This is a genomic window from Bradyrhizobium sp. CCBAU 11434, assembly GCF_028128895.1.
GTDB classification, from domain to species: domain Bacteria; phylum Pseudomonadota; class Alphaproteobacteria; order Rhizobiales; family Xanthobacteraceae; genus Bradyrhizobium; species Bradyrhizobium zhengyangense.
Map to the genome: position 1 here is coordinate 37,404 of NZ_LBJX01000080.1, position 23,772 is coordinate 61,175.

General features: G+C 64.6%; 29 protein-coding genes, 3 tRNA genes and 1 pseudogene. 14 read left to right on the forward strand and 19 right to left on the reverse strand.

The window, feature by feature from the left end:
* The first annotated feature begins 16 nt into the window (after window positions 1-16).
* Genes XI06_RS17345 through XI06_RS17360 form a run of 4 tightly spaced genes read left to right on the forward strand, consistent with a single transcriptional unit; the run spans window position 17 to window position 3,907 of the window.
* Window positions 17-850 (forward strand): ABC transporter ATP-binding protein, encoded by an 834-nt coding sequence (locus XI06_RS17345; RefSeq protein WP_237861351.1) that lies wholly within the window; start codon window positions 17-19, stop codon window positions 848-850.
* A complete protein-coding gene (locus XI06_RS17350; RefSeq protein ID WP_333909341.1) occupies window positions 840-1,763 on the forward strand; it encodes an ABC transporter permease in 924 nt (307 codons plus the stop codon). The genes XI06_RS17345 and XI06_RS17350 overlap by 11 nt, the downstream gene beginning before the upstream one ends.
* Window positions 1,763-2,884: an ABC transporter permease gene (locus tag XI06_RS17355; protein ID WP_237861349.1), complete on the forward strand. Its 1,122-nt coding sequence runs from the start codon at window positions 1,763-1,765 to the stop codon at window positions 2,882-2,884. The genes XI06_RS17350 and XI06_RS17355 overlap by 1 nt, the downstream gene beginning before the upstream one ends.
* A gap of 33 nt (window positions 2,885-2,917) precedes the next feature.
* A complete protein-coding gene (locus tag XI06_RS17360; protein ID WP_237861347.1) occupies window positions 2,918-3,907 on the forward strand; it encodes an ABC transporter substrate-binding protein in 990 nt (329 codons plus the stop codon).
* Between the two features lie 88 nt (window positions 3,908-3,995).
* Here the strand turns inward: XI06_RS17360 and XI06_RS17365 are convergent.
* From XI06_RS17365 to XI06_RS17375, 3 genes and pseudogenes are all read right to left on the reverse strand, one after another.
* Window positions 3,996-4,166, reverse strand: a pseudogene (locus XI06_RS17365) (HlyD family type I secretion periplasmic adaptor subunit); the annotation flags it as partial.
* Between the two features lie 130 nt (window positions 4,167-4,296).
* Window positions 4,297-4,370, reverse strand: a tRNA-Gly gene (locus XI06_RS17370).
* 348 nt (window positions 4,371-4,718) lie between these two features.
* Window positions 4,719-7,124: an ATP-binding protein gene (locus XI06_RS17375; protein WP_237861346.1), complete on the reverse strand. Its 2,406-nt coding sequence runs from the start codon at window positions 7,122-7,124 to the stop codon at window positions 4,719-4,721.
* 334 nt (window positions 7,125-7,458) lie between these two features.
* On the opposite strand from XI06_RS17375, the gene XI06_RS17380 reads away from it, so the two are divergent.
* Complete coding sequence (locus tag XI06_RS17380) at window positions 7,459-8,172, forward strand: substrate-binding periplasmic protein (RefSeq protein ID WP_271605982.1); 714 nt, start codon at window positions 7,459-7,461, stop codon at window positions 8,170-8,172.
* 22 nt (window positions 8,173-8,194) lie between these two features.
* On the opposite strand, the gene XI06_RS17385 is transcribed toward XI06_RS17380, so the two are convergent.
* Entirely contained in the window at window positions 8,195-8,374 is a 180-nt protein-coding gene (locus XI06_RS17385; protein WP_237861344.1) for a hypothetical protein, read from the reverse strand.
* A gap of 205 nt (window positions 8,375-8,579) precedes the next feature.
* Here XI06_RS17385 and XI06_RS17390 point away from each other — a divergent pair, with 205 nt between their 5' ends.
* Window positions 8,580-8,966 (forward strand): YciI family protein, encoded by a 387-nt coding sequence (locus tag XI06_RS17390; RefSeq protein ID WP_237862547.1) that lies wholly within the window; start codon window positions 8,580-8,582, stop codon window positions 8,964-8,966.
* 15 nt (window positions 8,967-8,981) lie between these two features.
* Here XI06_RS17390 and XI06_RS17395 read toward each other — a convergent pair whose 3' ends face one another.
* Window positions 8,982-9,572, reverse strand: a complete 591-nt coding sequence (locus tag XI06_RS17395) for a TMEM175 family protein (protein WP_237861343.1) — start codon at window positions 9,570-9,572, stop codon at window positions 8,982-8,984.
* 138 nt (window positions 9,573-9,710) lie between these two features.
* Here XI06_RS17395 and XI06_RS17400 point away from each other — a divergent pair, with 138 nt between their 5' ends.
* From XI06_RS17400 to ppk2, 4 genes are all read left to right on the forward strand, one after another.
* The gene (locus tag XI06_RS17400; protein WP_237861342.1) at window positions 9,711-11,768 is read left to right on the forward strand and encodes an ATP-dependent helicase; all 2,058 of its coding nucleotides are present in this window, start codon (window positions 9,711-9,713) and stop codon (window positions 11,766-11,768) included.
* A 56-nt stretch (window positions 11,769-11,824) separates the two neighbouring features.
* Window positions 11,825-12,805 (forward strand): NADPH:quinone oxidoreductase family protein, encoded by a 981-nt coding sequence (locus tag XI06_RS17405; RefSeq protein WP_237861341.1) that lies wholly within the window; start codon window positions 11,825-11,827, stop codon window positions 12,803-12,805.
* A gap of 96 nt (window positions 12,806-12,901) precedes the next feature.
* Window positions 12,902-13,933, forward strand: a complete 1,032-nt coding sequence (locus tag XI06_RS17410; protein WP_237861339.1) for an LLM class flavin-dependent oxidoreductase — start codon at window positions 12,902-12,904, stop codon at window positions 13,931-13,933.
* Window positions 13,934-14,018: 85 nt separating this feature from the next.
* Window positions 14,019-15,152 carry a polyphosphate kinase 2 gene (gene ppk2, locus XI06_RS17415; protein ID WP_237861338.1) on the forward strand — a complete coding sequence of 378 codons (1,134 nt, stop codon included), beginning with the start codon at window positions 14,019-14,021 and terminating at the stop codon, window positions 15,150-15,152.
* A gap of 58 nt (window positions 15,153-15,210) precedes the next feature.
* Here ppk2 and XI06_RS17420 read toward each other — a convergent pair whose 3' ends face one another.
* Both XI06_RS17420 and XI06_RS17425 read right to left on the reverse strand, forming a co-directional pair.
* On the reverse strand, window positions 15,211-15,993 hold the full coding sequence (locus XI06_RS17420) for an efflux RND transporter periplasmic adaptor subunit (RefSeq protein ID WP_271605983.1): 783 nt from the start codon (window positions 15,991-15,993) through the stop codon (window positions 15,211-15,213).
* Window positions 15,994-16,068: 75 nt separating this feature from the next.
* On the reverse strand, window positions 16,069-16,476 hold the full coding sequence (locus tag XI06_RS17425; protein WP_237861336.1) for a hypothetical protein: 408 nt from the start codon (window positions 16,474-16,476) through the stop codon (window positions 16,069-16,071).
* Between XI06_RS17425 and XI06_RS17430 the strand changes: the two genes are divergently transcribed.
* Entirely contained in the window at window positions 16,425-16,748 is a 324-nt protein-coding gene (locus tag XI06_RS17430) for a GNAT family N-acetyltransferase (RefSeq protein ID WP_271605984.1), read from the forward strand. The two genes, XI06_RS17425 and XI06_RS17430, sit on opposite strands and share 52 nt — an antisense overlap.
* Before the next feature lie 114 nt (window positions 16,749-16,862).
* Here the strand turns inward: XI06_RS17430 and XI06_RS17435 are convergent.
* Window positions 16,863-16,948: transfer RNA gene (locus tag XI06_RS17435), tRNA-Tyr, on the reverse strand.
* Window positions 16,949-17,155: 207 nt separating this feature from the next.
* Here XI06_RS17435 and rlmB point away from each other — a divergent pair.
* Window positions 17,156-17,986 (forward strand): 23S rRNA (guanosine(2251)-2'-O)-methyltransferase RlmB, encoded by an 831-nt coding sequence (gene rlmB / locus XI06_RS17440; protein ID WP_237874037.1) that lies wholly within the window; start codon window positions 17,156-17,158, stop codon window positions 17,984-17,986.
* A 62-nt stretch (window positions 17,987-18,048) separates the two neighbouring features.
* Here the strand turns inward: rlmB and XI06_RS17445 are convergent, their stop codons facing one another.
* On the reverse strand, window positions 18,049-18,549 hold the full coding sequence (locus tag XI06_RS17445; protein ID WP_237861334.1) for a hypothetical protein: 501 nt from the start codon (window positions 18,547-18,549) through the stop codon (window positions 18,049-18,051).
* 41 nt (window positions 18,550-18,590) lie between these two features.
* Window positions 18,591-19,076, reverse strand: coding sequence for a hypothetical protein (locus XI06_RS17450; protein WP_237861333.1), 486 nt, complete (start codon window positions 19,074-19,076; stop codon window positions 18,591-18,593).
* Between the two features lie 304 nt (window positions 19,077-19,380).
* Between XI06_RS17450 and XI06_RS17455 the strand changes: the two genes are divergently transcribed.
* A complete protein-coding gene (locus tag XI06_RS17455; RefSeq protein ID WP_271605985.1) occupies window positions 19,381-19,833 on the forward strand; it encodes a hypothetical protein in 453 nt (150 codons plus the stop codon).
* Between the two features lie 165 nt (window positions 19,834-19,998).
* Window positions 19,999-20,073, forward strand: a tRNA-Thr gene (locus XI06_RS17460).
* Between the two features lie 14 nt (window positions 20,074-20,087).
* Here the strand turns inward: XI06_RS17460 and XI06_RS17465 are convergent.
* From XI06_RS17465 to XI06_RS17505, 9 genes are all read right to left on the reverse strand, one after another.
* Complete coding sequence (locus XI06_RS17465) at window positions 20,088-20,438, reverse strand: hypothetical protein (protein WP_271605986.1); 351 nt, start codon at window positions 20,436-20,438, stop codon at window positions 20,088-20,090.
* 77 nt (window positions 20,439-20,515) lie between these two features.
* Window positions 20,516-20,797: a hypothetical protein gene (locus XI06_RS17470; RefSeq protein ID WP_271605987.1), complete on the reverse strand. Its 282-nt coding sequence runs from the start codon at window positions 20,795-20,797 to the stop codon at window positions 20,516-20,518.
* 52 nt (window positions 20,798-20,849) lie between these two features.
* Entirely contained in the window at window positions 20,850-21,287 is a 438-nt protein-coding gene (locus XI06_RS17475) for a hypothetical protein (RefSeq protein WP_271605988.1), read from the reverse strand.
* Window positions 21,284-21,523 (reverse strand): hypothetical protein, encoded by a 240-nt coding sequence (locus XI06_RS17480; RefSeq protein ID WP_271605989.1) that lies wholly within the window; start codon window positions 21,521-21,523, stop codon window positions 21,284-21,286. Before XI06_RS17480 ends, XI06_RS17475 begins: the two co-directional genes overlap by 4 nt.
* A gap of 4 nt (window positions 21,524-21,527) precedes the next feature.
* On the reverse strand, window positions 21,528-21,938 hold the full coding sequence (locus XI06_RS17485) for a hypothetical protein (protein WP_271605990.1): 411 nt from the start codon (window positions 21,936-21,938) through the stop codon (window positions 21,528-21,530).
* 31 nt (window positions 21,939-21,969) lie between these two features.
* Complete coding sequence (locus tag XI06_RS17490; RefSeq protein ID WP_271605991.1) at window positions 21,970-22,302, reverse strand: hypothetical protein; 333 nt, start codon at window positions 22,300-22,302, stop codon at window positions 21,970-21,972.
* A complete protein-coding gene (locus XI06_RS17495; protein WP_271605992.1) occupies window positions 22,286-22,723 on the reverse strand; it encodes a hypothetical protein in 438 nt (145 codons plus the stop codon). The genes XI06_RS17490 and XI06_RS17495 overlap by 17 nt, the downstream gene beginning before the upstream one ends.
* Window positions 22,711-23,334, reverse strand: coding sequence for a phosphatase PAP2 family protein (locus XI06_RS17500; RefSeq protein ID WP_271605993.1), 624 nt, complete (start codon window positions 23,332-23,334; stop codon window positions 22,711-22,713). Before XI06_RS17500 ends, XI06_RS17495 begins: the two co-directional genes overlap by 13 nt.
* A 5-nt stretch (window positions 23,335-23,339) precedes the next feature.
* Complete coding sequence (locus XI06_RS17505) at window positions 23,340-23,768, reverse strand: hypothetical protein (protein ID WP_271605994.1); 429 nt, start codon at window positions 23,766-23,768, stop codon at window positions 23,340-23,342.
* Window positions 23,769-23,772 lie beyond the last annotated feature (4 nt).

The following is a 23,772-nucleotide window of genomic DNA, read 5'->3' on the forward strand; positions in this document are numbered from 1 at the left end:
AATATTTCGCATCGCCATGCCAAAGCCAAGTCTCTCCGTACCCGACGAACCGCTCGCCGACTCCCGACCGGGGCGGCTCGTCGTCGACGCCCAAAACATCTCGCTGACCTTCGACACGGCCGACGGCCGGGTCGAGGCGCTCTCCGACGTCAACCTGCAAGTCGCCGAGGGCGAGTTCGTCTCCTTCATCGGGCCGTCCGGCTGCGGCAAGACCACGATGCTGCGGGTGATCGCCGATCTGCAGCAGCCCTCCTCCGGCACGCTCACGGTGAACGGCATGAGCGCGGAAGCGGCGCGCCTTGCCCGCAGCTATGGCTATGTGTTCCAGGCGCCGGCCCTGTTCCCATGGCGGACCATCGAGAAGAACCTGAAGCTGCCGCTGGAGATCATGGGCTATTCCGAGATCGAGCAGCAGCAGCGGGTCGAGCGCTATCTGTCGATGGTCAACCTCACCGGCTTCGAGCGTAAGTTCCCCTGGCAACTCTCCGGCGGCATGCAGCAGCGGGTCTCGATCGCGCGCGCCTTGTCGTTCGATCCGGCGCTGATGCTGATGGACGAGCCGTTCGGTGCACTCGACGAGATCGTGCGCGATCACCTCAACGAGCAACTCCTCCAGCTATGGAAGTCGACCGGCAAGACCGTGCTGTTCGTGACCCATTCGATTCCGGAAGCCGTATTCCTGTCGACCAGGATCGTCGTGATGTCGCCGCGCCCGGGCCGCATCATCGATGTCATTGACTGCGATTTCCCGACCGAGAGATCCTTGGAGATCCGCGAGACGCCGGAATTTCTGAAGGTGGCGCAGCGCGTCCGCAACGGCCTGCGCGCCGGGCACTCCTATGACGAGTAGCACGCTCGCCCTGCCCTTGCGTCCCTCGCGCGCGCTTCGGGACCATCCCTTGGTCACGCGTTACGCGCCGGTTCTCGCCATGGTGCTGGCGCTGGTCGCGATCTGGTACGTCGCGGCCGTTGCCATGAACTGGTCGCTGGTCCGCGACGGCTTCGAGCGCGAAGAGACGCCCTATACCATGAGCGACGTGCTCGCGGGCACGATGGATGCCGAGCGGCCATTGCTGCCGGCGCCGCACCAGATCGCCGCCGCGTTCCTCGATTCCGTATTCGGTTATCCGCCGCTGGCGCCGCGCAGCCTGGTCTACCACTCGCTGGTGACATTGTCGGCGACCTTGCTTGGCTTCCTGCTCGGCGCGCTGTTCGGGATCGTGCTGGCGCTGCTGATCCTGCACAGCCGGGTGCTGGAGCGGAGCTTACTGCCCTGGATCATCTGCTCGCAGATGGTGCCGGTGCTGGCGCTGGCGCCGATCTTCATCGTGGTGCTGGGGGCGCTGGGACTGCACGGACTGCTGCCGAAATCGATCATCTCGGCCTATCTGTGCTTCTTTCCCATCACGATCGGGATGGTGAAGGGCTTTGCTTCGCCCGATCCGCTCCAGCTCGAACTGATGCGGACATGGTCGGCGACGCCGCGCCAGGTGTTGTGGAAACTGCGCTGGCCCGCCTCGGTGCCTTATCTGTTTGCGAGCCTCAAGGTCGCCGTGACGATTTCGCTGATCGGCGCCATCGTCGCGGAATTGCCGACCGGCGCCGAAGCCGGCATCGGCGCGCGGCTGCTCTCGGGTTCCTACTACGGCCAGACGGTCCAACTCTGGTCCGCGCTGGTCGCCGCCGCCGTCCTCTCCTCCGCCTTGATCGCGCTGATCGGACTGATCGAACGAACCGTCGGCCGGCGCATGGGAGTGCATTGATGGATCCGCGCAAGCTGAGGCTGGGGTTCATCGCCGCAACCGCCGCTCTGGCGCTCGCCTTCGCCCTTCCGCTCGCGCCGCAATCGCTGCCCTTGTCGGCTCGCCCCGCCCTCTGGCCCGTCGTCGGCGCAGCCGGCTTGTTGTTCCTGCTGGCGGCCTGGCTGTCGGATCAGCGGGCGACCATTCTCGGTCTTGCCGGCGCGATCCTCGCCGCCGCCGCCTCACTCATCCTGCTGGAGGATCCGGCCATGGCGGGGACCGCACGTGCCAGCTTCTGGATGATCGTGATGGCGTGCTGGCTGTCGGCGGCACTTGGCGTGGTCAATCTCGCCGGGACGCATCAAGCCCGGGGTAGGCGGCGGCGCGCGGTCGATCTGCTGGTCCCGCTCCTGTTCGGCCTCACCGTGTTCTATCTCTGGGAGGTCGCGGTGCGCGGCTTCGGCGTGCCAGCCGTGCTTTTGCCGTCACCGAGCGCGGCGGCGACCAAATTCATCCATTCGCTGCCGATCCTCGGGGCCGACTTCGTCCAGACCTTCGTGCGCGGCGTGCTGGCGGGCTATGTCATCGGCTGCGGCGCCGGGCTTCTTGTCGCGATCCTGGCGCACCGTTACGCCTTCCTCGGCCGCGGCCTGTTGCCGCTTGGCAACTTCTTTTCGGCGCTTCCGCTCGTTGGCGTCGCGCCGATCATGGTGATGTGGTTCGGCTTCGACTGGCCGTCGAAAGCCGCCGTGGTCGTGCTCGTGACCTTCTTCCCGATGCTGGTCAACGCCATCGCGGGGCTGAATGCAGCCGGCCATATCGAGCGCGACCTGATGCGCTCCTACGGCGCCACCCATGCCCAGGCGCTGACCAAGCTCCATCTGCCCGCCGCGTTGCCTTTCATCTTTAACGCGCTCAAGATCAACGCCACGCTTGCCCTGATTGGCGCGATCGTTGCAGAATTTTTCGGAACTCCGACGCAGGGTATCGGATTTCGCATTTCCACCGAGGCCGGCCGCATGGCCATCGACATGGTCTGGGCGGAGATCGCGTTGGCCGCCCTCGCCGGGATGGCTTTCTACGGCATTGTCACGCTGGCCGAACGCGCGACAACGTTCTGGCATCCGTCCTATCGGACCTAGGTCGGCGAGGTCCACGTTGAATTGGAGTCTTGCATGAAGCACGCATTGGCACTGGCCGCAGCTCTTTCGCTCGGCCTGACGCTTTCGAACGCACAAGCAGCCGAACCCGTCGCCATCCAGCTCAAATGGGTCGCCCAGGCGCAGTTCGCCGGCTACTTCGTCGCCAGGGACAAGGGCTTCTACAAGGAGGCCGGCCTCGACGTCACCATCAAGCCGGGCGGCCCCGACGTGGCGCCCCCGCAGGTGATCGCCGGCGGCGGCGCCGACGTGACCGTCGACTGGATGCCGTCCGCGCTCGCCTCGCGCGAGAAGGGCGTGCCGCTCGTCAATATCTCGCAGACCTTCAAGAAGAGCGGCCTGGAGCTGACCTGCCGCGCCGACACCGGCATCAAGAAGCCGGCCGACCTCAAGGGCAAGACGCTCGGCGTCTGGTATGGCGGCAACGAATATCCGTTTCTGTCCTGGATGTCGAAGCTTGGCTTCAAGACCGACGGCTCGGCGGGCGGCGTCAAGGTGATCAAGCAGGGCTTCAATGTCGACCCGATCCTGCAGAAGCAAGCCGACTGCGTCTCCACGATGACCTACAACGAGTACTGGCAGGTCATCGACGGCGGCTACAAGCCGAGCCAGCTCGTCGTCTTCAAGTACGAGGACGAAGGCGTCGCCACGCTGGAGGACGGCCTCTACGTGCTGGAGAAGAACCTTAAGGACCCGGCCTTCGTCGCCAAGATGGCGAAGTTCGTGAAGGCCTCGATGAAGGGCTGGGAATATGCCAAGGCGCACCCGGACGAGGCCGTGAAGATCATCCTCGCCGCCGACACGACCGGCGCCAAGACCGAGAAGGATCAGAAGCGGATGATGGGCGAGATCAGCAAGCTGCTTGGGGACACCGACGGCAAGCTCGACGTCAAGGACTATGAGCGTACCGTGGCCACGCTGATGTCGGGCGGTTCCGATCCCGTCATCACCAAGAAGCCCGAAGGCGCCTACAGCTTCGCCGTCATCGAAGCGATGAAGAAGTAACCCAACGGGAGGACGGGCGCGCGGCGTCCCGTCCTCCAGATCAATTGGGATGTGGTGGGATCAGTCGAGAGCCGACACCAAGTCGCTATTACCTCTCACGCAAGGCCTTCTGCTTACGTCGCAGGAGTGGCGAGAGCAGATGTGTGATGACGGCGCGCGAGCCGGTCTTGATTTCAACAGTGACGGCCATGCCTAGTGACCGGTTGACCATGTTTTCGTCAACCTGCATCTGGGTTCGGTCGAGCGAGACGCGCGCTGAGCGGGATTATACATCAAGCGACACGCAAAACACGCAATGGGAAAGACGCGTCAGAACGCGTCAAGCGGCCCAGTGGTCAGAATGAAATCCGACCACCCGCCAAGTCTTTGAGCGAAGTCTATGAAAAGTCTGGAGCGGGTGAAGGGAATCGAACCCTCGTATTCAGCTTGGAAGGCTGCTGCTCTACCATTGAGCTACACCCGCGACAGGGGCTCCCTAACACGGCCGGGCGGCGGTCTCAACTGCCCCCAGGACGGCTTTCGCGGGCTTTCCGCCCTTTGCGCACAGGAGCCGGTTCCGCTCGGCCTGCCGCCCCCTTAACAGGTACGGACTTCCGCCCTATATTGAGGTCTCCCGCAATCAACGAAAGGAGGTGATCCAGTGTCTTTTACCAAGCGCTGTCACCTCGCTGGGATCGCCCGCTAAGCCTTGGATTGGGCTTGGCATCGGGGCGCTCTCAGCCCTGGACCAGCGAGCAAGAAATCGGGCGCGACGGGGTCTCCCCGCCGCGCCTTTTCTTTGGTCAGGCCATTTTCGCTGATATCGCGCCCCTCACTCAGAGCGCCCCCGCCCCCCGAGCACCTCTCGGATCTTTCGCGACAGGTCAGCCTTCCGGTATGGCTTGCGGAGCAGCGCCACGTCGGGATCGAGCTGCCCTTCGTGAACGATGGCGTTGTCGGTATAGCCGGAGGTGTAGAGCACCCGCACGTCCGGCCGGCGGAGCCGGACGGACTCTGCCAATTCCCGCCCGTTCATGCCGCCGGGCATGATGATGTCTGTAAACAGAAGATCGAAGCTCGCTCCCCGGTCGACTAACGCCAGCGCGGTTGCGCCCTCGCTGGCCGTCAGCGTGCGATAGCCGAGGCTGCCGAGCTGGGCGATGACGTAGCCTTGCACCAGCGGATCATCCTCGACCACGAGGATGGTCTCGTGTCCACGCGTCAGCGCCGGCGTCGGAGCCGGCTCCGTCCGCGCCGTCGCCTCGCCCGCCGATCGCGGCAGGAACAGCCGCATCACCGTGCCGCGCCCCTCCTCGCTCTCGATCGCGACGGTGCCACCGGTCTGCTTGGCGAAGCCGTAGACCATGCTCAATCCAAGTCCGGTACCGCGACCGACCCCCTTGGTGGTGAAGAACGGCTCGAACACGCGGTCGCGAATCTCGGCAGGAATGCCGTGACCGGTGTCGGCCACCGCGATCATGACGTAAGAGCCCGCTTCGCCTTCACCATTGTCGGTGCCGTTGAATTCCCGGTTTACGGTCTCGAGCGTCAGTCTGCCGCCGCCCGGCATCGCATCGCGTGCGTTGACCGCGAGATTGACGATCGCCGACGAAAGCTGCGACGGATCGGCCATGGCTGGCCACGCATCGTCAGCGAGCCGGGTCACGATCTCGACATGCTCGCCGAGGATCGGCCGCAACAGCTTCGCCGTCTCGGCGACGAGAGCGTTGACATCGATCTCGCGCGGCTCCAGCGGCTGGCGCCGCGCGAAGGTCAGGAGTTGCGAGGTGATCTCGGCGCCGCGCGAGGCCGCGTCGTCGATCAGCTGGGCGATCGCGGCGAGCTCGGGCTTGTCCGCGAGCCCCTCCTGGATGATCTCGATGGTGCCTGTGATGACGGTCAGCACGTTGTTGAAGTCGTGCGCGACGCCGCCGGTGAGCTGGCCGATCGCATCCATCTTCTGGGATTGGCGAAGCCGCTCCTCGGTCTCGTGCTGCGCGGTGAGATCGGTGGAGGAGCCGCGATAGCCCATGAAATGTCCGCCGTCGCCAAACACCGGCTGGCCGTTGACGCTGAAACAATGCAGACGCCCGGCCCCGTCGCGGCCGCGATACTCGAACTTCCGGAACGGCTCGTGGCGGTCCAGCGTCGCCATGTGGTCGTGCCACTTCTCCACTTCGGCGTTCTGGTCGAAGGCGGCATCCGGACGTCGCTTGCCGATCAGGGCCTGGCGGTCCATTCCGAAGGCATCGGCCCGCTCGGAGATGTAGGTGAAGACGTGATCCGGTCCGGTTTCCCAGAACCAGTCGGAGGCGGTCTCGGCATAGTCGCGAAAGCGCTGCTCGCTCGCGCGCGCATCCTCTTCGGCGCGCCGGCGGATGTTCAGATCACGATCGAGATTCGCATTGGCCTCGCGCAGCTCGCCATAGGCACGCTCGAGGTTGGTGCACATGCCGTTGAACGCGTCGATTACCTTGTCCAGCTCGTCGGGATCGGAAGGGGGCCGGCGTTCCAGATGCAATGGAGGAGGCGGCCGCGCCAGACTGTATTTGCTGACGAACTCGGCGATGGCGACCAGGTGTCGCGTCACCAGAACGTGGAACATATAGATGATGAACAGCGAGACGAGGAACGTCTTTGCGGCCTGACTTGCCAGGATGACGAGGGCCCGGTTCAGCAATTGCTGATAGACGTCGCTGAGCGTCGCCTCGACATGGAGCACGCCGATTCGGCGTGCGGTCCCTTGAACCGTGTAAATCAGGGGATAGTCGCGCGTGACGACCGAGCGGCGACCTCGTTCGCCGACGGCGACACTGATAGGGTTGGGCCGATCGGCGATCTCGCGGACCTCGGCGGCGCGCAGACCAGGTAGCCGCAGGATTCCTTCGAGCTGAAGCTTGAGCTGGTTCTGATCGAGACTCCACAGACTCTCGCCGAGGCTGCCCGTAGTGCTGCGGCCGACCTCCCCGAGCCTTGTCTCGATCATGCCGACTTCGCGATCGTAGTCCAGATAGAGCTGGAGCGCAGTCAGGGTCAGCGTCACGATCGATGAGAACAGCAGCACGGCCGCAAGCAGGCGTGGCCCGATACCGCTGCGCGACCAGTTGAATGCCCGCGACGACAGGCTCGCGAGCATCGGGGACGTGAACGCAGCTCCGATGCCACTCAAATCCTGCTTCGCCGCCGCTGGCGCAACAGCGCGGCTGCGATCGGGACTCTCTTTACCTGCGTTGCCCATGAACCCCGCCCCGAAAAATGGCGACACTCCTCTTCGGCCTGCTGGTCGCAGCCGCACGCGATTCGACGATTTTGAATCTTCCTCAGCACGCGGTGCGCGCAGCAATCCTGTCGGCCCTTGGGCGATCTGAGGTCGGCGGGGTCATATCTCGCGCCCAGCAGCAGGATATTCGCGCAAACTACCACTTCGCGTGCTAGAATGACATTGGTGATATCAGGGATTCGCGCGCATGGCGGGCGAGCGGTGAGCGTTGTGGCTCCGCGCCGCCGCCATCTCCGGTAGATCGCGCTCGTATCAGAACTCAATGGTAGCAAGGAACGGCCGAGAGGCGCTAATGTGGCGGATCATCGTCGTCTGCCTGTCGCTGTTTGCAGCCGGCGCATCCCAGGCGCAGTCGGTGATCCGGCTGGCCCGGATCGCCGACATCCCGGATCAATATGTCGGCGGCGAAATGCTGCGCACCGTCTACGCCAAGCTGAACATCAAGCTCGAATTCGTAGACGTCCCCGGCAAGCGGGCGCTCGCGCTGTCTAGCGCCGGCGAGGTCGACGGCGAAATCCAGCGCATCGGAACGCTGTCGCGCGATTACCCGACGCTGCTGCAGGTGACGCCCTCGATCAACTACATCGAGCCGGCCGTGTTCACCACCAAACTCCATTTCGTCGTGGACGGTTGGAATTCGATCCGGGACTACCGCATCGGCATCGTCCGCGGCGTCGGCTCGTCGGAAGCCGGCACGCGCGGCATGGACCGCGTCACGGCAACCACCGGCATCGAGAACATGATCACGATGCTGGATGCGGATCGTTTCGACGTGATGGTCACCGACCTCTTCAGCGGGCTGGTCGCGGTCCGCAAGCTCAATCTGCAAGCGAGAATCTATCCGCTCTCGCCGCAGCTGGAGCGTATCCGCATCTTCCATTATCTGCACGAAAGCCACCGCGACCTGGTGCCGAAGGTTGGACAGGTGATTGCGCAGATGGAGGCGAGCGGCGAGCTGGCGACGCTGCGTGAGGCGCTCGTCAAGCAGGTGCTGAACACGCCCTGACGATGCCGGCTGAAAGCGCGATTCAAAATCCGAAGATGGCGAGCACGGACGCGCGCTTGCCGCGGCGGCTCTCGACAATGCGTTCGCCGCCGTTCTCGACCGAGCTGCCGTAGTAGCGGTGATGGCCTGCCTGGTCATGCAGATCAGCCGGCTCCGACTTCCCCGCCCGCCGCGCGTCGCAGATGATCTTGATGGTCGACATGGCCGCCTCCGAGTCCTTGATTGCTCTTGGTGGCCATCAGTCGCCCCGCGTTTGGCCGGCGTTCACGGTGCCGGGCCGCAATCGGGTTTCAGAATGGTTTCGTCAGCATCGCCGTGACGCAATATTTTGCGCACCGGCCATTGCCGGCATCGGCGGCGGTGATACATCCTTCCGGTTGCGCGCCAAAAAAACAAGCGAGGTGAGAATGCTTTACGCGATCCTGGCCTACCACGTGGAAGACGAGCTTTCGGCATGGACGCCGCAGCAGGACGCCGCGGTCGTCGCCAAGGTCATCGAGGTTCAGGCACCCTTGCGGGCCAGCGGACATCTCGGGCCGGCCGCTCGTCTGGATGACACCAAAAAGGCCCGGACCTTGCGCGGCCCAGGCGCAGGCATGGTGCTGGATGGCCCGTTTGCCGAGACCAAGGAGCAGCTTCTCGGCTTCCACCTCGTCAACTACGACACGGATGAAGAGGCGATCGCGGCGGCGCGGAAGCTGCGTGAGGTCAACCCGAGTGCGGTCTACGAGATCCGGCCGGTCAAGCTTTACGTGCCGGCCGACGGGTTCGGTGCGACACCGTCAAAGGGATGACCGACAGCCGCGCCGTCAGGTCTTGCCGGCCGCCGCCGTATCCAGGCGGCGGCGGATCAGCAGTCCGCCAAAAGCCAGGAACCAGAAATAGGATGCGTATTGCGGGGCAAACGCAGCCACGATGGTTCCCGGCAAAAATACGGCCAGCGGAAACAGGGCTGCGATCAGCTGGTGGCGGAAGCCGTGCATCACGAGCCACCACAGGGCGGCATTGAGGCCGGCGATGACAGTGAGATGCAGGCCAAACAGCACGGCCACGGCGCTGCTTGCGCCGTAATTGCCGTAAAGGCCGTTGGTCACCGGCAAGAGCACGATCGACAGCAGGAACAAAAGGTTGAGCAGCACAATATGGCGGCCCGCCTCCGGCTGGCGGGCGAGCCGGCGGTGATGGCTGATCCAGAACACGCCCGCGATGATGAAGCTCAGGATCAATCCGGTCAGGCGCCCGGAATAAAGCTGAGCGAGATCGCTCCAGGTGGGCATGGCCTTGAACTCGCCGGCCTTGGGCAGATCGTTGGCGAGCAGTGTCATCGCCACACCAAAGATGGTGTTGCTCAGCGATTCCAGCCGGCGCATCTCGAAAAGGTCGGGCGTGGGATCGGCCATGTCTGCAATCCGCGTCTGCAATCCGTCCGGACTGGAACTTGAGCTGCCCTCTCCCCTAAATCCTCAGGCGACTGGCGTCCAGCCGCATTGCGATTCGGCGGGGGATCGTTGATTCTGACCACTTCATCGGGGCGATTCGTGACGTCATATCTGGACACGCTCAATGCGGAGCAGCGCCGCGCCGTAGAGCATGGCGTGGCCGATGGCGCGACCGTGGGCGCACCCCTGCTCGTCATTGCCGGCGCCGGTTCCGGCAAGACCAATACGCTCGCCCATCGTGTCGCGCATCTGATCGTCGCCGGCGCCGATCCCCGCCGTATCCTACTGATGACGTTCTCCCGCCGCGCCGCGGCCGAGATGGCCGGACGCGTCGAGCGCATCACCCGAAAAGTGCTGGGCGAGAACAATGCCGCGATCATGCGCGACGCGCTGACCTGGGCCGGCACCTTCCACGGCATCGGCGCGCGGCTCTTGCGCGAATATGCCGAGCGCATCGGCGTCGATCCCGCCTTCACCATCCACGACCGCGAGGATTCCGCGGACCTTATGAACCTGGTCCGGCACGAGCGTGGATTGTCGAAGACCGAGAGCCGCTTCCCGGCCAAGGGCACATGCTTGTCGATCTACTCGCGCTGCGTCAATGCCGAGATGGAGATCGAGAAAGTGCTCGGTCAGCATTATCCCTGGTGCGCGGGCTGGGCGGCCGAATTGAAGGGGCTGTTCGCCGCTTACGTCGAGGCCAAGCAGGCGCAGCACGTGCTCGATTACGACGACCTCCTGCTCTATTGGTCGCAGATGATGAGCGATGCGCTGATCACCGACGAGATCGGCGGCCGCTTCGATCATGTGCTGGTCGACGAATATCAGGACACCAATCGCCTGCAATCCTCGATCCTTCTGGCGCTCAAGCCTGACGGCCGCGGGCTCACCGTCGTCGGGGACGATGCGCAGTCGATCTACTCCTTCCGCGCTGCGACCGTGCGCAACATCCTGGACTTTCCGCAGAGCTTCTCGCCGCGCGCGGAAATGATCACGCTCGACCGCAACTACCGCTCGACGCAACCCGTGCTGGCGGCGGCAAACGGCGTTATTGGCCTCGCGCGCGAGCGCTTCACCAAGAACCTCTGGACCGACCGCACCTCCACGCAAAAGCCGCAGCTCGTCACCGTCCATGACGAGGCCGACCAGGCGCGCTATATCGTCGAGCAGGTGCTGGCGAACCGCGAGCAAGGTGCGTTGCTCAAGCACCAGGCGGTACTGTTCCGGACGTCCTCGCACTCCGGCCCGCTCGAAATCGAGCTGACCCGCCGCAACATTCCGTTCGTGAAGTTCGGCGGGCTGAAATTCCTCGACGCCGCGCATGTCAAGGACGTGCTGGCCTTGCTGCGTTTCGCCGAAAATCCGCGCGACCGCGTCGCCGGTTTTCGCATCCTGCATCTATTGCCGGGCATCGGCCCAGCCACCGCGCAGCGCGTGCTCGACCAGATGGCGGAGAGTATGGACCCGCTGCACGCGCTCGCCCATCTCCCGGTGCCGGCGCGCACCGGCGATGACTGGACCAGCTTCGTCCGCACGGTCGAGAATTTGCGCTACTCGGAATGGCCTGTGGATCTCGAGCGCGTGCGGCTCTGGTATGAACCGCATCTCGATCGCATCCACGAGGATTCCGAGACACGACGCGCCGATCTGATGCAGCTCGAGCAGATCGCGAGCGGCTATTCCTCGCGCGAGAAATTCCTGACCGAGCTCACGCTCGATCCGCCTGACGCGACCAGCGACAAATCCGGACCTCCGCTCCGCGATGAGGACTATCTGATCCTCTCCACGATTCACTCAGCGAAGGGCCAGGAATGGAAGTCGGTGTACGTGCTCAACGTCGTCGACGGCTGCATGCCCTCCGATCTCGGCGCCGGCACCAGCGCCGAGCTGGAAGAAGAGCGCCGCCTGCTCTATGTCGCGATGACCCGCGCCAAGGATGATCTGCATCTCGTCGTGCCGCAGCGCTTCTTCGTGCACGGCCAGGCCGCCAAGGGCGATCGTCATGTCTACGCCTCGCGCACCCGCTTCATCCCGGAGCAGCTCGTCTATCTGTTCGAGCGTACCGCCTGGCCGAAGGCCGCTGCGGGAGCCGCGCGCACCGGATCACAGGGGCCGAAGATTGACATCGGGGCGCGGATGCGGGGGATGTGGCGGTAGACGCAAGAGGCTGGTCTCGGGATCTGCTAGGATGACTGGAACAACTGAGGTCCGAGATGAAAGCTGTCGTCGTCGAGCAATACGCGCCCATCGATCAAATCGAGCTGAAGGACATCCCGTACCCGATCATGGAGCCCGGGCAGCTGCGCATTCGGGTGGAAGCAGCCGGAATCGGCTTTGTCGACGGCTTGAAGATCGAGGGACGCTATCAGACCAAGGATCCACTGCCCTTCACTCCCGGGACTGAATTCGCTGGGGTCGTGGCCGAGGCTCCGGGCAGGCCTGGCGGCTTTCAGCCCGGCATGCGCGTGGTGGGAATGACGCGGTCGGGCGCACTTGCCGAGGAAATCGTCGTCGACCCGTCGGCGGTCTATCCTCTGCCGGACGGCGTTGCCGCCGAGGTCGCCGCCTCGTTTCGCGCCAATTATCTGACGGCGCTCTATGCGCTGAGTGCGCGCGCCACAATCGTCGCGGGTGAGCAGCTACTCGTGCTGGGGGCAGCGGGCGGCACCGGCATCGCGGCGGTGCAGATCGGCAAGCTGCTCGGCGCTCGCGTGATCGCAGCGGCGTCGACGCCGGAGAAGCGCGAATTCGCACTGGCGCACGGTGCCGATGCTGTCATCGACTACACGCAGGCCGGCTGGCGCGACACGCTGAAAGAATTGACGTCAGGACATGGCGCCGACGTGATCTTTGACCCCGTCGGCGGCGACATCTCGGTGCAGGCCTTTCGCTCGATCGCCTGGCGCGGGCGCCACCTGGTGGTCGGCTTTGCCGGCGGTGCGATCCCCGCGCTGCCGTTCAATCTGCCGCTGCTGAAGGGCGGCGCCCTGCTGGGTGTCGACCTCGCGCAGATCCCCACACGCGAGCCCGATGTGCAGAAGCGCCTGATGGCGCAGCTGACCGGCTGGCTCGCCGACGGCAAGCTGAAGCCCGTCGTCGGCCGCGTCTTCTCGCTGGAAGACTTTCGCGAGGCGTTCAGGACGATGCAGACACGCGGGGCGCTCGGCAAGATGGTCGTGCGCATCTCGAAATAGACGCACAAACGGAAACCGAGCATTTCCGGAATGCAGCCTTGTGACGTCGCGGCTATCAATTAAATCTGGTCGATCCTCCCCACAGAGACCTGATCGATGACCGCACCGCTCGAATTCGGAATGGATACCTTTGGCGACGTCACCAAGGACGCCACCGGCAACATGCTTCCGCATGCGCAGGTGATCCGCAACGTCGTCGACGAGGCAGTGCTGGCCGACGAGCTCGGCCTCGACTTCATCGGCCTCGGCGAACACCACCGTTCTGATTTTGCGATCTCCTCGCCGGAGACCGTGCTCGCGGCGGTCGCCTCGCGCACCAAGCGCATTCATCTCGGCTCAGCGGTAACGGTGCTGAGCTCGGACGATCCGATCCGCGTGTTCCAGCGCTTTGCGACGCTGGATGCACTTTCCAATGGACGCGCCGAGGTCATCCTCGGCCGCGGCTCGTTCACGGAGTCCTTCCCGCTGTTTGGCTTCGACCTGCGCAAATACCAAGAGCTGTTCGAGGAAAAACTCGATCTGTTCGCCGCATTGCTGGCGCAGAATCCGGTGACGTGGCAAGGCAAGCTGCGCCCGCCGCTGAAGGAGCAGCTGGTCTATCCGCCGGTCGAGAACGGCCAGCTCAAAACCTGGATCGGCGTCGGCGGCAGTCCGAAATCGGTGGTGCGCGCCGCGCATTACGATCTGCCCCTGATGCTCGCCATCATCGGCGGCGATCCAGAGCGCTTCGCGCCTTACGTCGATCTCTATCACCGTGCCTTCAAGGAGTTCGGCCGTCCGGCGCAGTCGATCGGCGTCCATTCGCCCGGCTATGTCGCCGAAACGGATGAGCAGGCGCGCGAGGAGCTGTGGCCCGACTACAAGGCGATGCGCGACCGCATCGGCCGCGAGCGCGGCTGGCCGCCGATGGGTCGCGACGAGTTCGTCAGCGAGGCCGAGCACGGCTCGCTCTATGTGGGCTCACCGGAAACGGTGGCGCGCAAGATCGCGAAGACGGCCAAGGCGCTCGGCATTGCGCGGTTTCAGCTGAAATATTCGGCGGGGCCGCTGCCGCACGAAAAGCTGATGAAGGGCATCGAGCTTTACGGGCGGAAGGTGGTGCCGATGGTCAGGGAGATGCTCGCCTGAAGCTCCCGTTTGATCCACGTCAAGCCGCATGCGGGCGATTTCCGGGTAGAAGCGGATTCCGGCGCATCTCAGGGCAGGCAGACGAATGACATCTCTTCCCCGGCAGTCCCGGCAGGCTCGCGCTCGAAAGAATGACGTCAAGCCGGTCCGGCGGGCCAAATCAGCGGCCGCGCGGACGCAAGCGATCGAGCTTACTCCGATCGAGCGCTCCTTCGCCGAGCAATCATCCGCCGGCGCATTGCAGGCCGAGATGGCCGCACTCGACAGCGTCTTGACGGGGCCGCCGGCCCTCGGACCGGATAGCGAGCCGGTACAAGCCATTCTCACGGGCGCGGCGCCCGACGATGCGAAGCATCTGCAGGCGCTTCTGGTTGGCAAGGAAGCCAAGCGTGCCAAGCGGACCACCAGCGACGAGTTGGCCGACGACTGGCGGTTTGGCGGCTACCCTTACAAGTCCCGGATGTACCGCCGCGACTACGAAGAGCAGAAGTTCGTTCTTCAGACAGAGTTGTTGAAGCTGCAAAATTGGATGAAAGAGAGCAGGCAACGCCTCGTTCTTCTGTTCGAGGGCCGCGACGCGGCCGGTAAAGGCGGCGCAATCAAGCGTTTCATGGAGCATCTCAACCCGCGCGGCGCCCGCGTCGTGGCCCTGGAAAAGCCAAGCGATGTCGAACGCGGGCAATGGTATTTCCAGCGCTATGTGCAGCATCTGCCGACCGCCGGCGAGATCGTGCTGTTTGACCGCAGCTGGTACAATCGTGCTGGCGTCGAGCGCGTCATGAGCTTCTGCTCGCCGACGGAATACGATGAATTCCTGCGCCAGGTTCCGGAATTCGAACGCAACCTCGTTCGCAGCGGCCTGCATCTCATCAAGTTCTGGTTCTCCGTCAGCCGCGAGGAGCAGCGGCGCCGCTTCAAGGAGCGTGAGGGCCATCCGCTGAAGCAGTGGAAGCTGTCGCCGATCGATCTCGCCTCGCTCGACAAATGGGACGACTACACGCGGGCCAAGGAAGGCATGTTCTTCCACACAGACACGGCGGACTGCCCGTGGATCGTCATCAAGTCCGACGACAAGAAGCGCGCGCGGCTCAATGCGATGCGCTACGTGCTGCATGCGATGCCCTATGCCGGCAAGGACACCAAGCGGATCGGAATGGTCGACGATCTCCTGGTCGGGCGCGCCAACGTGATCCACGAGCGCGAAGAGCACGCAAGATAGGAAGAGAACGGCCGATATTCGGCGTAACAGCGAGCGAACGGCAAATGTTTGCCGCGCCTCACTGCCCGCTCGGTGGGGCGATCACCGCACGGCCGCTCATGCCGGCCATCAGTTCCGGCGCGGTCTGCGAGATCTCGCCGATCACCTTGATGGTCTGGCTGACGGGGTCGACCCGCCCGCTGAGCCTCGTCACCTTTGCGGTATAGGATTTCTCGGTCTCGTGGATTTCGACCTTGAAAGCCATGCCGGGCTTGAGCCAGGCGAGCCAGCGCGACGGCGCGATCAATTCGACCTCGAGGCCGTGGTCATCGAGGATGTCGAGCAGAGGTTGGCCGGCATTGGTGTACTGGAATTCGCGCGCCTTCTGGTCCACAGCAATGCCGTCGAAGGGTGCGATGATGGTGCATTTGGCCACCGCGGCTTCGGCGGCGGAGCGATCGGCCTTGGCCTTCTCGACCTCCGCGGCCGCGATATCGAGCTCGAGCTGGCCGGTCGACTTCAGCTGCATCAGCCGCTGGTTGATGACGAAGGTTTTCTCAGCCTGGGTCAGCACCGCCTGGGCATGCGCCAGCTGCGCCTTCTGGGCGGCACAGTCAAAAGCCACGAGAACATCGCCCTTTTTGAAGCGCTCGCCGACCCGGGTCGCGATGCGATCGATCCGCGCCGCCATCTCGCTCGATAGCGTGGTGTATTGGCGCGGCGTGAGCTGGGCGCGAATTTCCTGGCCCGATTCCAGCGCGGCAGCATCCGGGCCATCAGGCAGAGCCTGGGCACGCGCGCCTGGTGCCGAGACGCCGAGGAGGACCGCCAGTGCAGCGAGCCGAGCAAAGCGGCGCTTCACGCCGCGGCGTCGCGTGGGCAGATTGACTGCTCGATCTGCCCCGCATTTCTGCTCATGCGCCGGCATCGCCCCTGCTCAGTTGACGCCGGTCTTCTGATCGGACGCCGGAGGTGCAGCCGTGGTGGCGGTGGCGACGCTGGATGGCGCGGCGCTCGGCGGAACGGTCTTGGCGGTCTCCGACTTGACCGTTTCTGACTTCACCGCTTCCGGCTTGGCGGTTTCCGGCTTGGTCGTTGCAGTCTTGGCGGTTGCCGTGCTGGCAACGTCGGACGGCGCGGCGCCCTGCCCTGCATCCGCCACCGGCTCAGCGATCTGGCCGCGCTGCCATTCCAGCATGCCGCGCCTGATCTCCCTGGACAGCTCGATGACGTCATAGGAAGCGGCCGCGCTCGGCACCGGATCGACGCCCAGCGTCGCATAGATGCGTCCGAGTGCAGCCTGCGCCTCGGCATAGGCCTGGTACCGCCGCAGTTCAGAGAACACGGCTGGTCACCGATCGTGCTGGTCATCATATCGCGATCGTCGATTGGGCGATCGTGCCAGAGATGCGCGGCCGCGGCATCGGCACGGCGATCCTGCAGTCCCTCATGGAGGAAGCGCGACAGACAAACCGCGAGATCCGCCTCAAGGTCGCATCCAGCAACCCCGCGGCACTGCGGCTCTATCTGCGTCTCGGCTTCGCGCCGGTCGGTGCGCTTCCGCTCTATACCGAGCTCGCATGGAGCGTCGACGGATCGCAACGAAGGGTAGAATGAGCCGGTACACAGCCCGCCTGCGCCCTTCGGGCTACGGCGCGGCAGCCTTCGCTAGCTTCGCGACGAGCATCTGGGCTGGCCTGCCGAGCCGTAGCTCGCGAAGCGAGCGAAGGCTGGTGGGGGAGGCAGGACTCGAACCTGCGAAGCCATGAGGCGGCTGATTTACAGTCAGCTCCCTTTGCCACTCGGGACACTCCCCCGCTCGACGGCAGCACAATCGGGCCGGACCTTGCCGGCGGACCGAAGACGGCCATGGAACGTGAAGGCCGCGACAGCCCGGATGGGGGCGCGACCGGGCGCGTTTATGGGCGATGCGGTGGGGCAAAGTCAACCGAGGCGAACAGCTAAAATCGCCCTTGAAGGCACCCAAATTGCCATATTCCGGCACCCGTGACACAAGCGAGCCCATGAAGGACAAAAAGATTGCCCCGAGGGGGCCCCGTGGCGGGGCTAAGCCCTTCAACAGAACAGGAAAATCGGCTGGCCGGCCGGCCTGGCGCGAGCGCGATTCGCACCCCGATAGGCCCGTCATTCTCTACGGCTGGCACACCGTCACCATGGCGCTCGCAAACCCGCAGCGGCGGATCCGCAAGCTGACGCTGACCGAGAACGCCGCACGGCGCCTGGCCGATGAAAACATCCAAACCCGGATCGCGCCCGAGATCGTCCGTCCCCAGGAGATCGACCGCCTGCTCTCGCCCGATGCCGTGCATCAGGGGCTGCTCGCCGAGGCCGATCCCCTGCCCTCGCCCGACATCGAGACTTTGAAGCAGGAAGGCATGGTGCTGGTGCTCGACCAGATCACCGATCCGCACAATGTCGGCGCCATCCTGCGCTCGGCCGCGGCGTTCGCGGTGAAGGCGATCGTCACGACCGCGCGTCACAGTCCGGAAGCAACCGGCGTGCTCGCCAAGGCCGCCTCCGGCGCGCTGGAGCTGGTGCCCATGGTCACGGTGCAAAACCTCGCCCGTGCGCTGACCGCCCTGAACGAGCGCGGCTTCCAGACCGTCGGCCTCGACAGCGAGGGCAGCGCGGATCTCTCTGACGTGACCTTGCGCGAGCCGCTCGCCCTGGTGCTCGGCGCCGAGGGCAAGGGCCTCAGGCAATTGACGCGTGAGACCTGCAGCGTCGTGGCACGGCTCGACATGCCCGGCGAGATCAAGAGCCTCAACGTCTCGAATGCCGCCGTGCTTTCGCTTTATGTCGGTGCTGTCAGGCTGGGGCTGATGAAGCGCTAAAAAGCAAAGCGCCCGTCCGCATCCACGCGAACGGGCGCTTCGTTGGCTCAGCCGATCAGAGATCAGTAATAGCGGCGCAGCACGCGATGGCCGCCATAGTACGGCGCGTAGCGATGGGCGTAGCCATAGCGCCGACCGTAGCCGTAATGCGGGCGCGGCAGATAGCCGTAGCGCGGGCCGTAGCCGTAGCGATACGGACGGTAGTACGGGCGGTGATGATAGGCGTACGGCGCAACGGCAGCCGCGCGATAGCCATAGCCGTAGCCATAATTGGCGGGCGCGACGACCGCGTCTTCCTGGTAGGTCGGGGTCGGCGCGAAGGCACCCGGACCGGTGTAGGTCGGGCCCTGGTTGACGTAGTAATACTGCGAGGTCGGCTCGGCGAGGCGCTCATAGCCATAACCATAGCCGGCGCCGTAGCCATAACCGCCGCAACCGGTGTTGCAGCCGGAATAGACCGGGGCAACCGGCTGGCACGGGTTGAAGCCGCAGGCCATCGCGGGCGCAGCGCCCACAAACATCACGGCAGCTGCCGCGACCAGTCCTGAAATCATCTGACGCATTACTCTCTCCTGTTGATTTCCGTCTTGTTGTCTGACGTTTCTTAACCCGGCGGCCTGCCGGGCATTCCTGTACGCGGCCGTGGCCGTGGTGGTCGCGGCTGGTCGTTGATCTCCGGCGCGAGGATCACCGGCGGCGGGTTGACCGGCACATCCATCTGTGGCGGCAGCGGCGCCGACGATGCGCCCCAGCTCTGGTGGTAGTTCTCCGCGGGCTTTGGCAATTTGCGGTTCGCGGGCGGCTCGACCTCGAGGCGGCCGTAGCCGGGCTGCAGGCCCAGGCTCGGATAATAATGGCCGACGTCGGAGGGCTGCCGTTCCGGGACGTACACCCCGCCATAGATCGTGGGCTGCACCTGGACGTTCTTGCCCAGGCCCCAGACACCTTCGACCACGGCGTAGGACGCATCGATATTGTTGATGATGATGGGCACGCCGGGACGGCCGGGCACGACGATGTCGAAGCCGCCGCCGGCAAAGGCCGTCGCGGGCAGTCCGATCAGAAAGATTGCGAGCGCGGATGCGCGCATGAAAGAGTCCCGGTTATCCGGCCCGCAAACTATCCGATCGCGACGCAGAGAGGGTTAAGGACAGCTGACCAAATTCAGGTAAGCCTAACGCGTAAGGATCTCGCACTGCTCAAATGCCGTGACGCGCACTAGCGAAGTGTTAACGGGACACGCCATCCCGGCGCCGATGTGCCTGCAGTTGCGCGGCATAGACTTCACATCCTGGGCGCGCTCACGTCGATGTGACCCCAGCTGCGAAGAAGGTGCGGAACGACTACCGCAGGTCGTACTTAGCACTGATCTCAACAAACGTGGAGGAAGTGCCATGACGAGCCTGAAGCTAGTTGGCTTGGCCGCAATCGTCGCGTCTGCGCTGGCGACGCCAGCCCTCGCGCAAACCGCGGCTGACAATGCGGCCCGCTGCGCAGGTCTCTTCCAGGATCCCAGCTGCCAGAATCTCGGTCCAGGCCATCCCGCCAATGACCGCGCCTATCGCCGCCGGCACATGGCGCATCGGCAGATGAATCCGAATGATGGAACACAATCGGGATTCGCGCCGCTCGACGCCGCGGATGCAGTGGCCGGCGCTGCCGTCGGTACCGCGGCAGCGGTCGCCAGCGCCCCGTTCCAGGGCTGGGGCAATTCCTACGCGAGCTACGACCGCGGCGGACCTGCCCGGTACGGCGACTGGAACGCTTATGCCGCCCGCAACGGCATCGTGTGCAGACCCGGCACCTGGTTCAAGGGCGATGACGGCCGGCAGCACCTCTGCCAGTAAGGCCCGATGTCAGGCGAAATGGTTCAGGCGGCCGAGGGGCCGCCTGTTTCATGCCGGGTAAATCGCCGCCGCGGGTTCTGGCACTTGGCAAACAAGTCTGGTATTGCGACGCGCGGACGGGCGGCCCGGCACATGCTGGCCCCTGCCCGCTTCCTCAAGCGCGTCGCCGGCTTAGCTCAGCGGTAGAGCAGCGGTTTTGTAAACCGAAGGTCGGGGGTTCAATCCCCTCAGCCGGCACCAGCGATAGCCTTGTTTTATAGGGTTTTCCGCGAATTCGGCCGCTCGGCAAAGTCGGCACAGACGGCGAACGAGAACGGTTTCGACAGGCACAAAAACAGGATCAGTTGTTCCGTGCATGTTCTCGCGGCATAACCCTCGCCATGCCCGAACCCGTCACGATCAAACAGCATGAGGCAGTGCCCAATTGCGGCAGCTTCGAGGTTCGCCGCAGCGGCCGTCCCAGCATTTTCGTCTACTGGGACGATCTGCCGGGCCGTCGGCTTCGACCGGAGATCCTGACCCGCGCGCAAGCGCTGGCGGAAGCCAAGCGCATCGCCCGCGCGGCCCGCGACGAGCCAGCGGCGTGAAACGAAAAAGCCCGGCATCGGGGTCAATCCGAGGCCGGGCTAGGTCAACTTGGGAGTGAGGGGCGTCGAGGTCCCTCACCCTATGGCATGCGCAACTAACCCGCTGCCGTCGCCGGCGTGATATCGACGTAGTACTCCTGTCCCGGCTTGAACATTTCAGCCGCCGGCAGATTGATCACGCCGAGATCGAACTTGCCGCTGGGAGTGGCCGCCCAGAACTTGGAGTTCTCGTGGTTCGGATCGCCGTTGCCGTAGACCGGCGACATGCTGATCGATTTCATGATGCAGGGTTCCCACTGCTTCGTTTCGGGATTCTGCTTCGACCCCATGTGCTCGGTGACCGTATCGCACTTGAACTTGGCTCGCGTCGTTGACATTGACGTTCTTCCTTCTCTCCTGGATTGCCGGGAAGCCGCCCGGCGCGGAGTCTTACTCGGCCGCCTCGCGTCGACGCGGCACATAGTGCAATCCCAGCGCCTGCCGCGCGCCGGCGTGCATGCCGTTAGCGTAGCTCTGCGGCTGGAACTGAAAATCGACGAGCAGTCCCGTTTGCTTGCCGAGCCACTCGCCGATCGCCACCGTCAGCAGCAGCCACTTCGGATCGTGCTCCCACGAGGCGTGATCGATGCTGCCCACATCGGGGAATTCGCGACGGAAAGCGTCGTCCGGCATAATCATGCGGACGTCGACATCACGGAAGTCGGGGCGCTCGAGGCAGGAGCCCACCAGATAGCACCCAAAGCTGTCGAGATGCGGCCACGCTTCGTTGATCTGGCGCACGGCCATGCCGAGCCGGAAGATCGCCGGCGGCCCGACATAACAATGCTTGGTGCGCCTCGGCTTGGTGCGGACGGGAAGCCTGCTCATTCCGCCACCTCACTCAGCCACGCCGCGACGTGCGGCGCGATGTCGGAGACTTCGGGTTTGCTGTCGCCGGGAGACCACAGCAGCTTGCCGTCGCGGTCGCCGGCATCCCAATCCCGGGCGATCTCATCGGCGATGTCCTCGGCGTCGAGACCACAGAAAAGGCCAGAGACAAGAAACGCGCCGCGATCCCGCGCGGCGTCGAGAAAAGAGAACACACGCCTGCGAATGCTGCTCATGCCCTCACCTGCAAAAATGCTTCGCCAGCATGATCGCCATCCGGCTGTGCCCGCGCTCGCGCGCCAGCTTCTCGGCCGCGGGGCGGCTGCCGGCTTCAGCCAGCATCGCCCGCGCGCCGGCGCAGAAGGCCGGCAGGTCAGTGCAACTGAAGCTCTCGGCCATCGCGACATAGCGGGCCGCGCCGAAGCAGGCATAGGGATCGGCCGCCGCCTTCGCCGGAGGCGTCAGCAGCCATATCACCGCAACCGGCACGCTCAGTACCTGAAGAAACGCCATCCATAACCCGACCGCAGTCGACGGCTTGCCGCTGATGCAGCTGGACGCATCGGCATCGACGCGGCGATCGAGGATGGCCCCGAGCCATGCCGCCGCAATTGCACTCGCGACATAAGCGAGCGCGACAAGCCATGCCATGACGATGACCTCCGGAAACATGCGCGATGAACTATTGCCGGCTGTTGAAATGCCCGTCGGCCAGCCGATTGATGCTTTTGAGGATCTCGCGCAGCAGCTCGACCTGGTCCTCGCCGTGCTTGACGCCCACGAAGCTGTTGCCCTCGAGGTGCCCGAGCTGCTTGTAGGCTTCCCACTGCCAGCGCTTCTCTTCGTCGGTCCGCTCGACCCGGACACTGAACGTCTCCGGCAGCTCGGCGGCGCGCTTGCGGTTGTCGGCCATCCCGCGCCGCATCGCCCAGACGCCGCCGGCTGCAATCAGGAAACCGATGATGATGCCCTGTGCCAGCGGCCACGGCGCCAACGCCTTAAGAACCTCTTCCATTGCCGCCCCTTTGCCCCCTCACGGCCCGATAGGCGACGTCGAGCTCGCCCAGCACGAACATCGACCAGAAGGGAATTCCGGGCGACATGAAGCCTTGCTTGAGTGAGTGCTGGACCAGCGCCAGGTCGAACTGCACCCACATCACGGCCCCGCCGATCGCGCAGGCCGAGCGGATCAGCGGCCCGAGCCGGCAGCCGCGCACCCGATGCCCGTTGAGCAACAGCCCGATCAGCCGCACCCAGCCGAGCGCGAACAGGCACACCGCGATGAAGAACGGCGACATCGCCAGCGTCACCCACTGGAACGCCGAGGCCTGCAGCATCTCCGGAGAAATGCCCAGCGCCACCGCGAGCCACAGCATCGCAATGGTGATGACCCATTCGAAGCGCCGCCCCTCGAGGTAGTAGTCTAGGATGGCCACATAAGGCTCCATGTGGCGTAGGCCGCAACGCCCATGACGGCGCCGGCGGGGACGTCGAGCAGATAGTGCTGCTTGGTCTTGATCGCGGAGACGCCGATCAATGCCGGAAACAGCCAGCCGCCGAGCCCGAACCACGGCCAGCGCGCCGAGATCGTCAGGTCCACCATGGTGGCGACCGACACGTGCATCGACGGCATCGAGTTGCGCAGCTTGTCGTAGTGCCAGACCGTGTCGAGAAAGCGCATCGAGCGCGGATGCGCGGCGCGTGCCTGCGCGACGGTCGGGTTCTCGCGCCAGGCCAGCGGAATCGCCACCGGAAAGCGCAGGAAGAAGACCATTTGCCCGGCGAGCAGGAACAGGAAGCCGCCGACCGTGCGCGCATAGTCCGCCCATGACGGCTGCGCCAACGCGGCGAGCAGGATCATCGGATAGTACAGGCCGGAATAGACCCAGACCCAGCGCGGATCGAAGCCGATGCGCGCATCCCACGCCATCGGCAGATAGCGCGGCGCGTAGAAGGTCTGGCGCTGGCACCAGAAATAGAACTGGTAGCCGCCGATGATCAGCACCACCGTGATCGGGATCTCGAGCAGGCGATCGCAGAACTGCATGGCCGTCACCGCTTGATGATCCGGGCGATCTTCTCGGCGGACCGTCCGCCGAACCACAGCGCCATCAGCCATCCGGCCCATATCGACAGATCGCCTGAGAGCGGATCCGTACTGCCGAGACCGAGAACCTTGTCCCAGACAACACACTTGACGATGAAGATGGCGAACGACCAGCACGCGATCGCCCGCGGCGCCGCCGTCCACCAGCGTCCCTCGTCGGCGATGTTCTGCTGCACGGCGAGCTCGCGCTCGCGCAGCTCGACCGCGAGCTCGCGCGCGGCGAGATCGGCCTCGATCCTCTCGGCCGTGTTGCCGGCCGCCAGCTTGTTCTTCTGGTAATCGACGACGCCCTGAATCAGAGGGCCGGTGAAGGCGCTCTTGACGGCATCGCCGATCCAGCCGCCCGGACCGCCGAGCCAGGAGAGGATGCCCATGGCC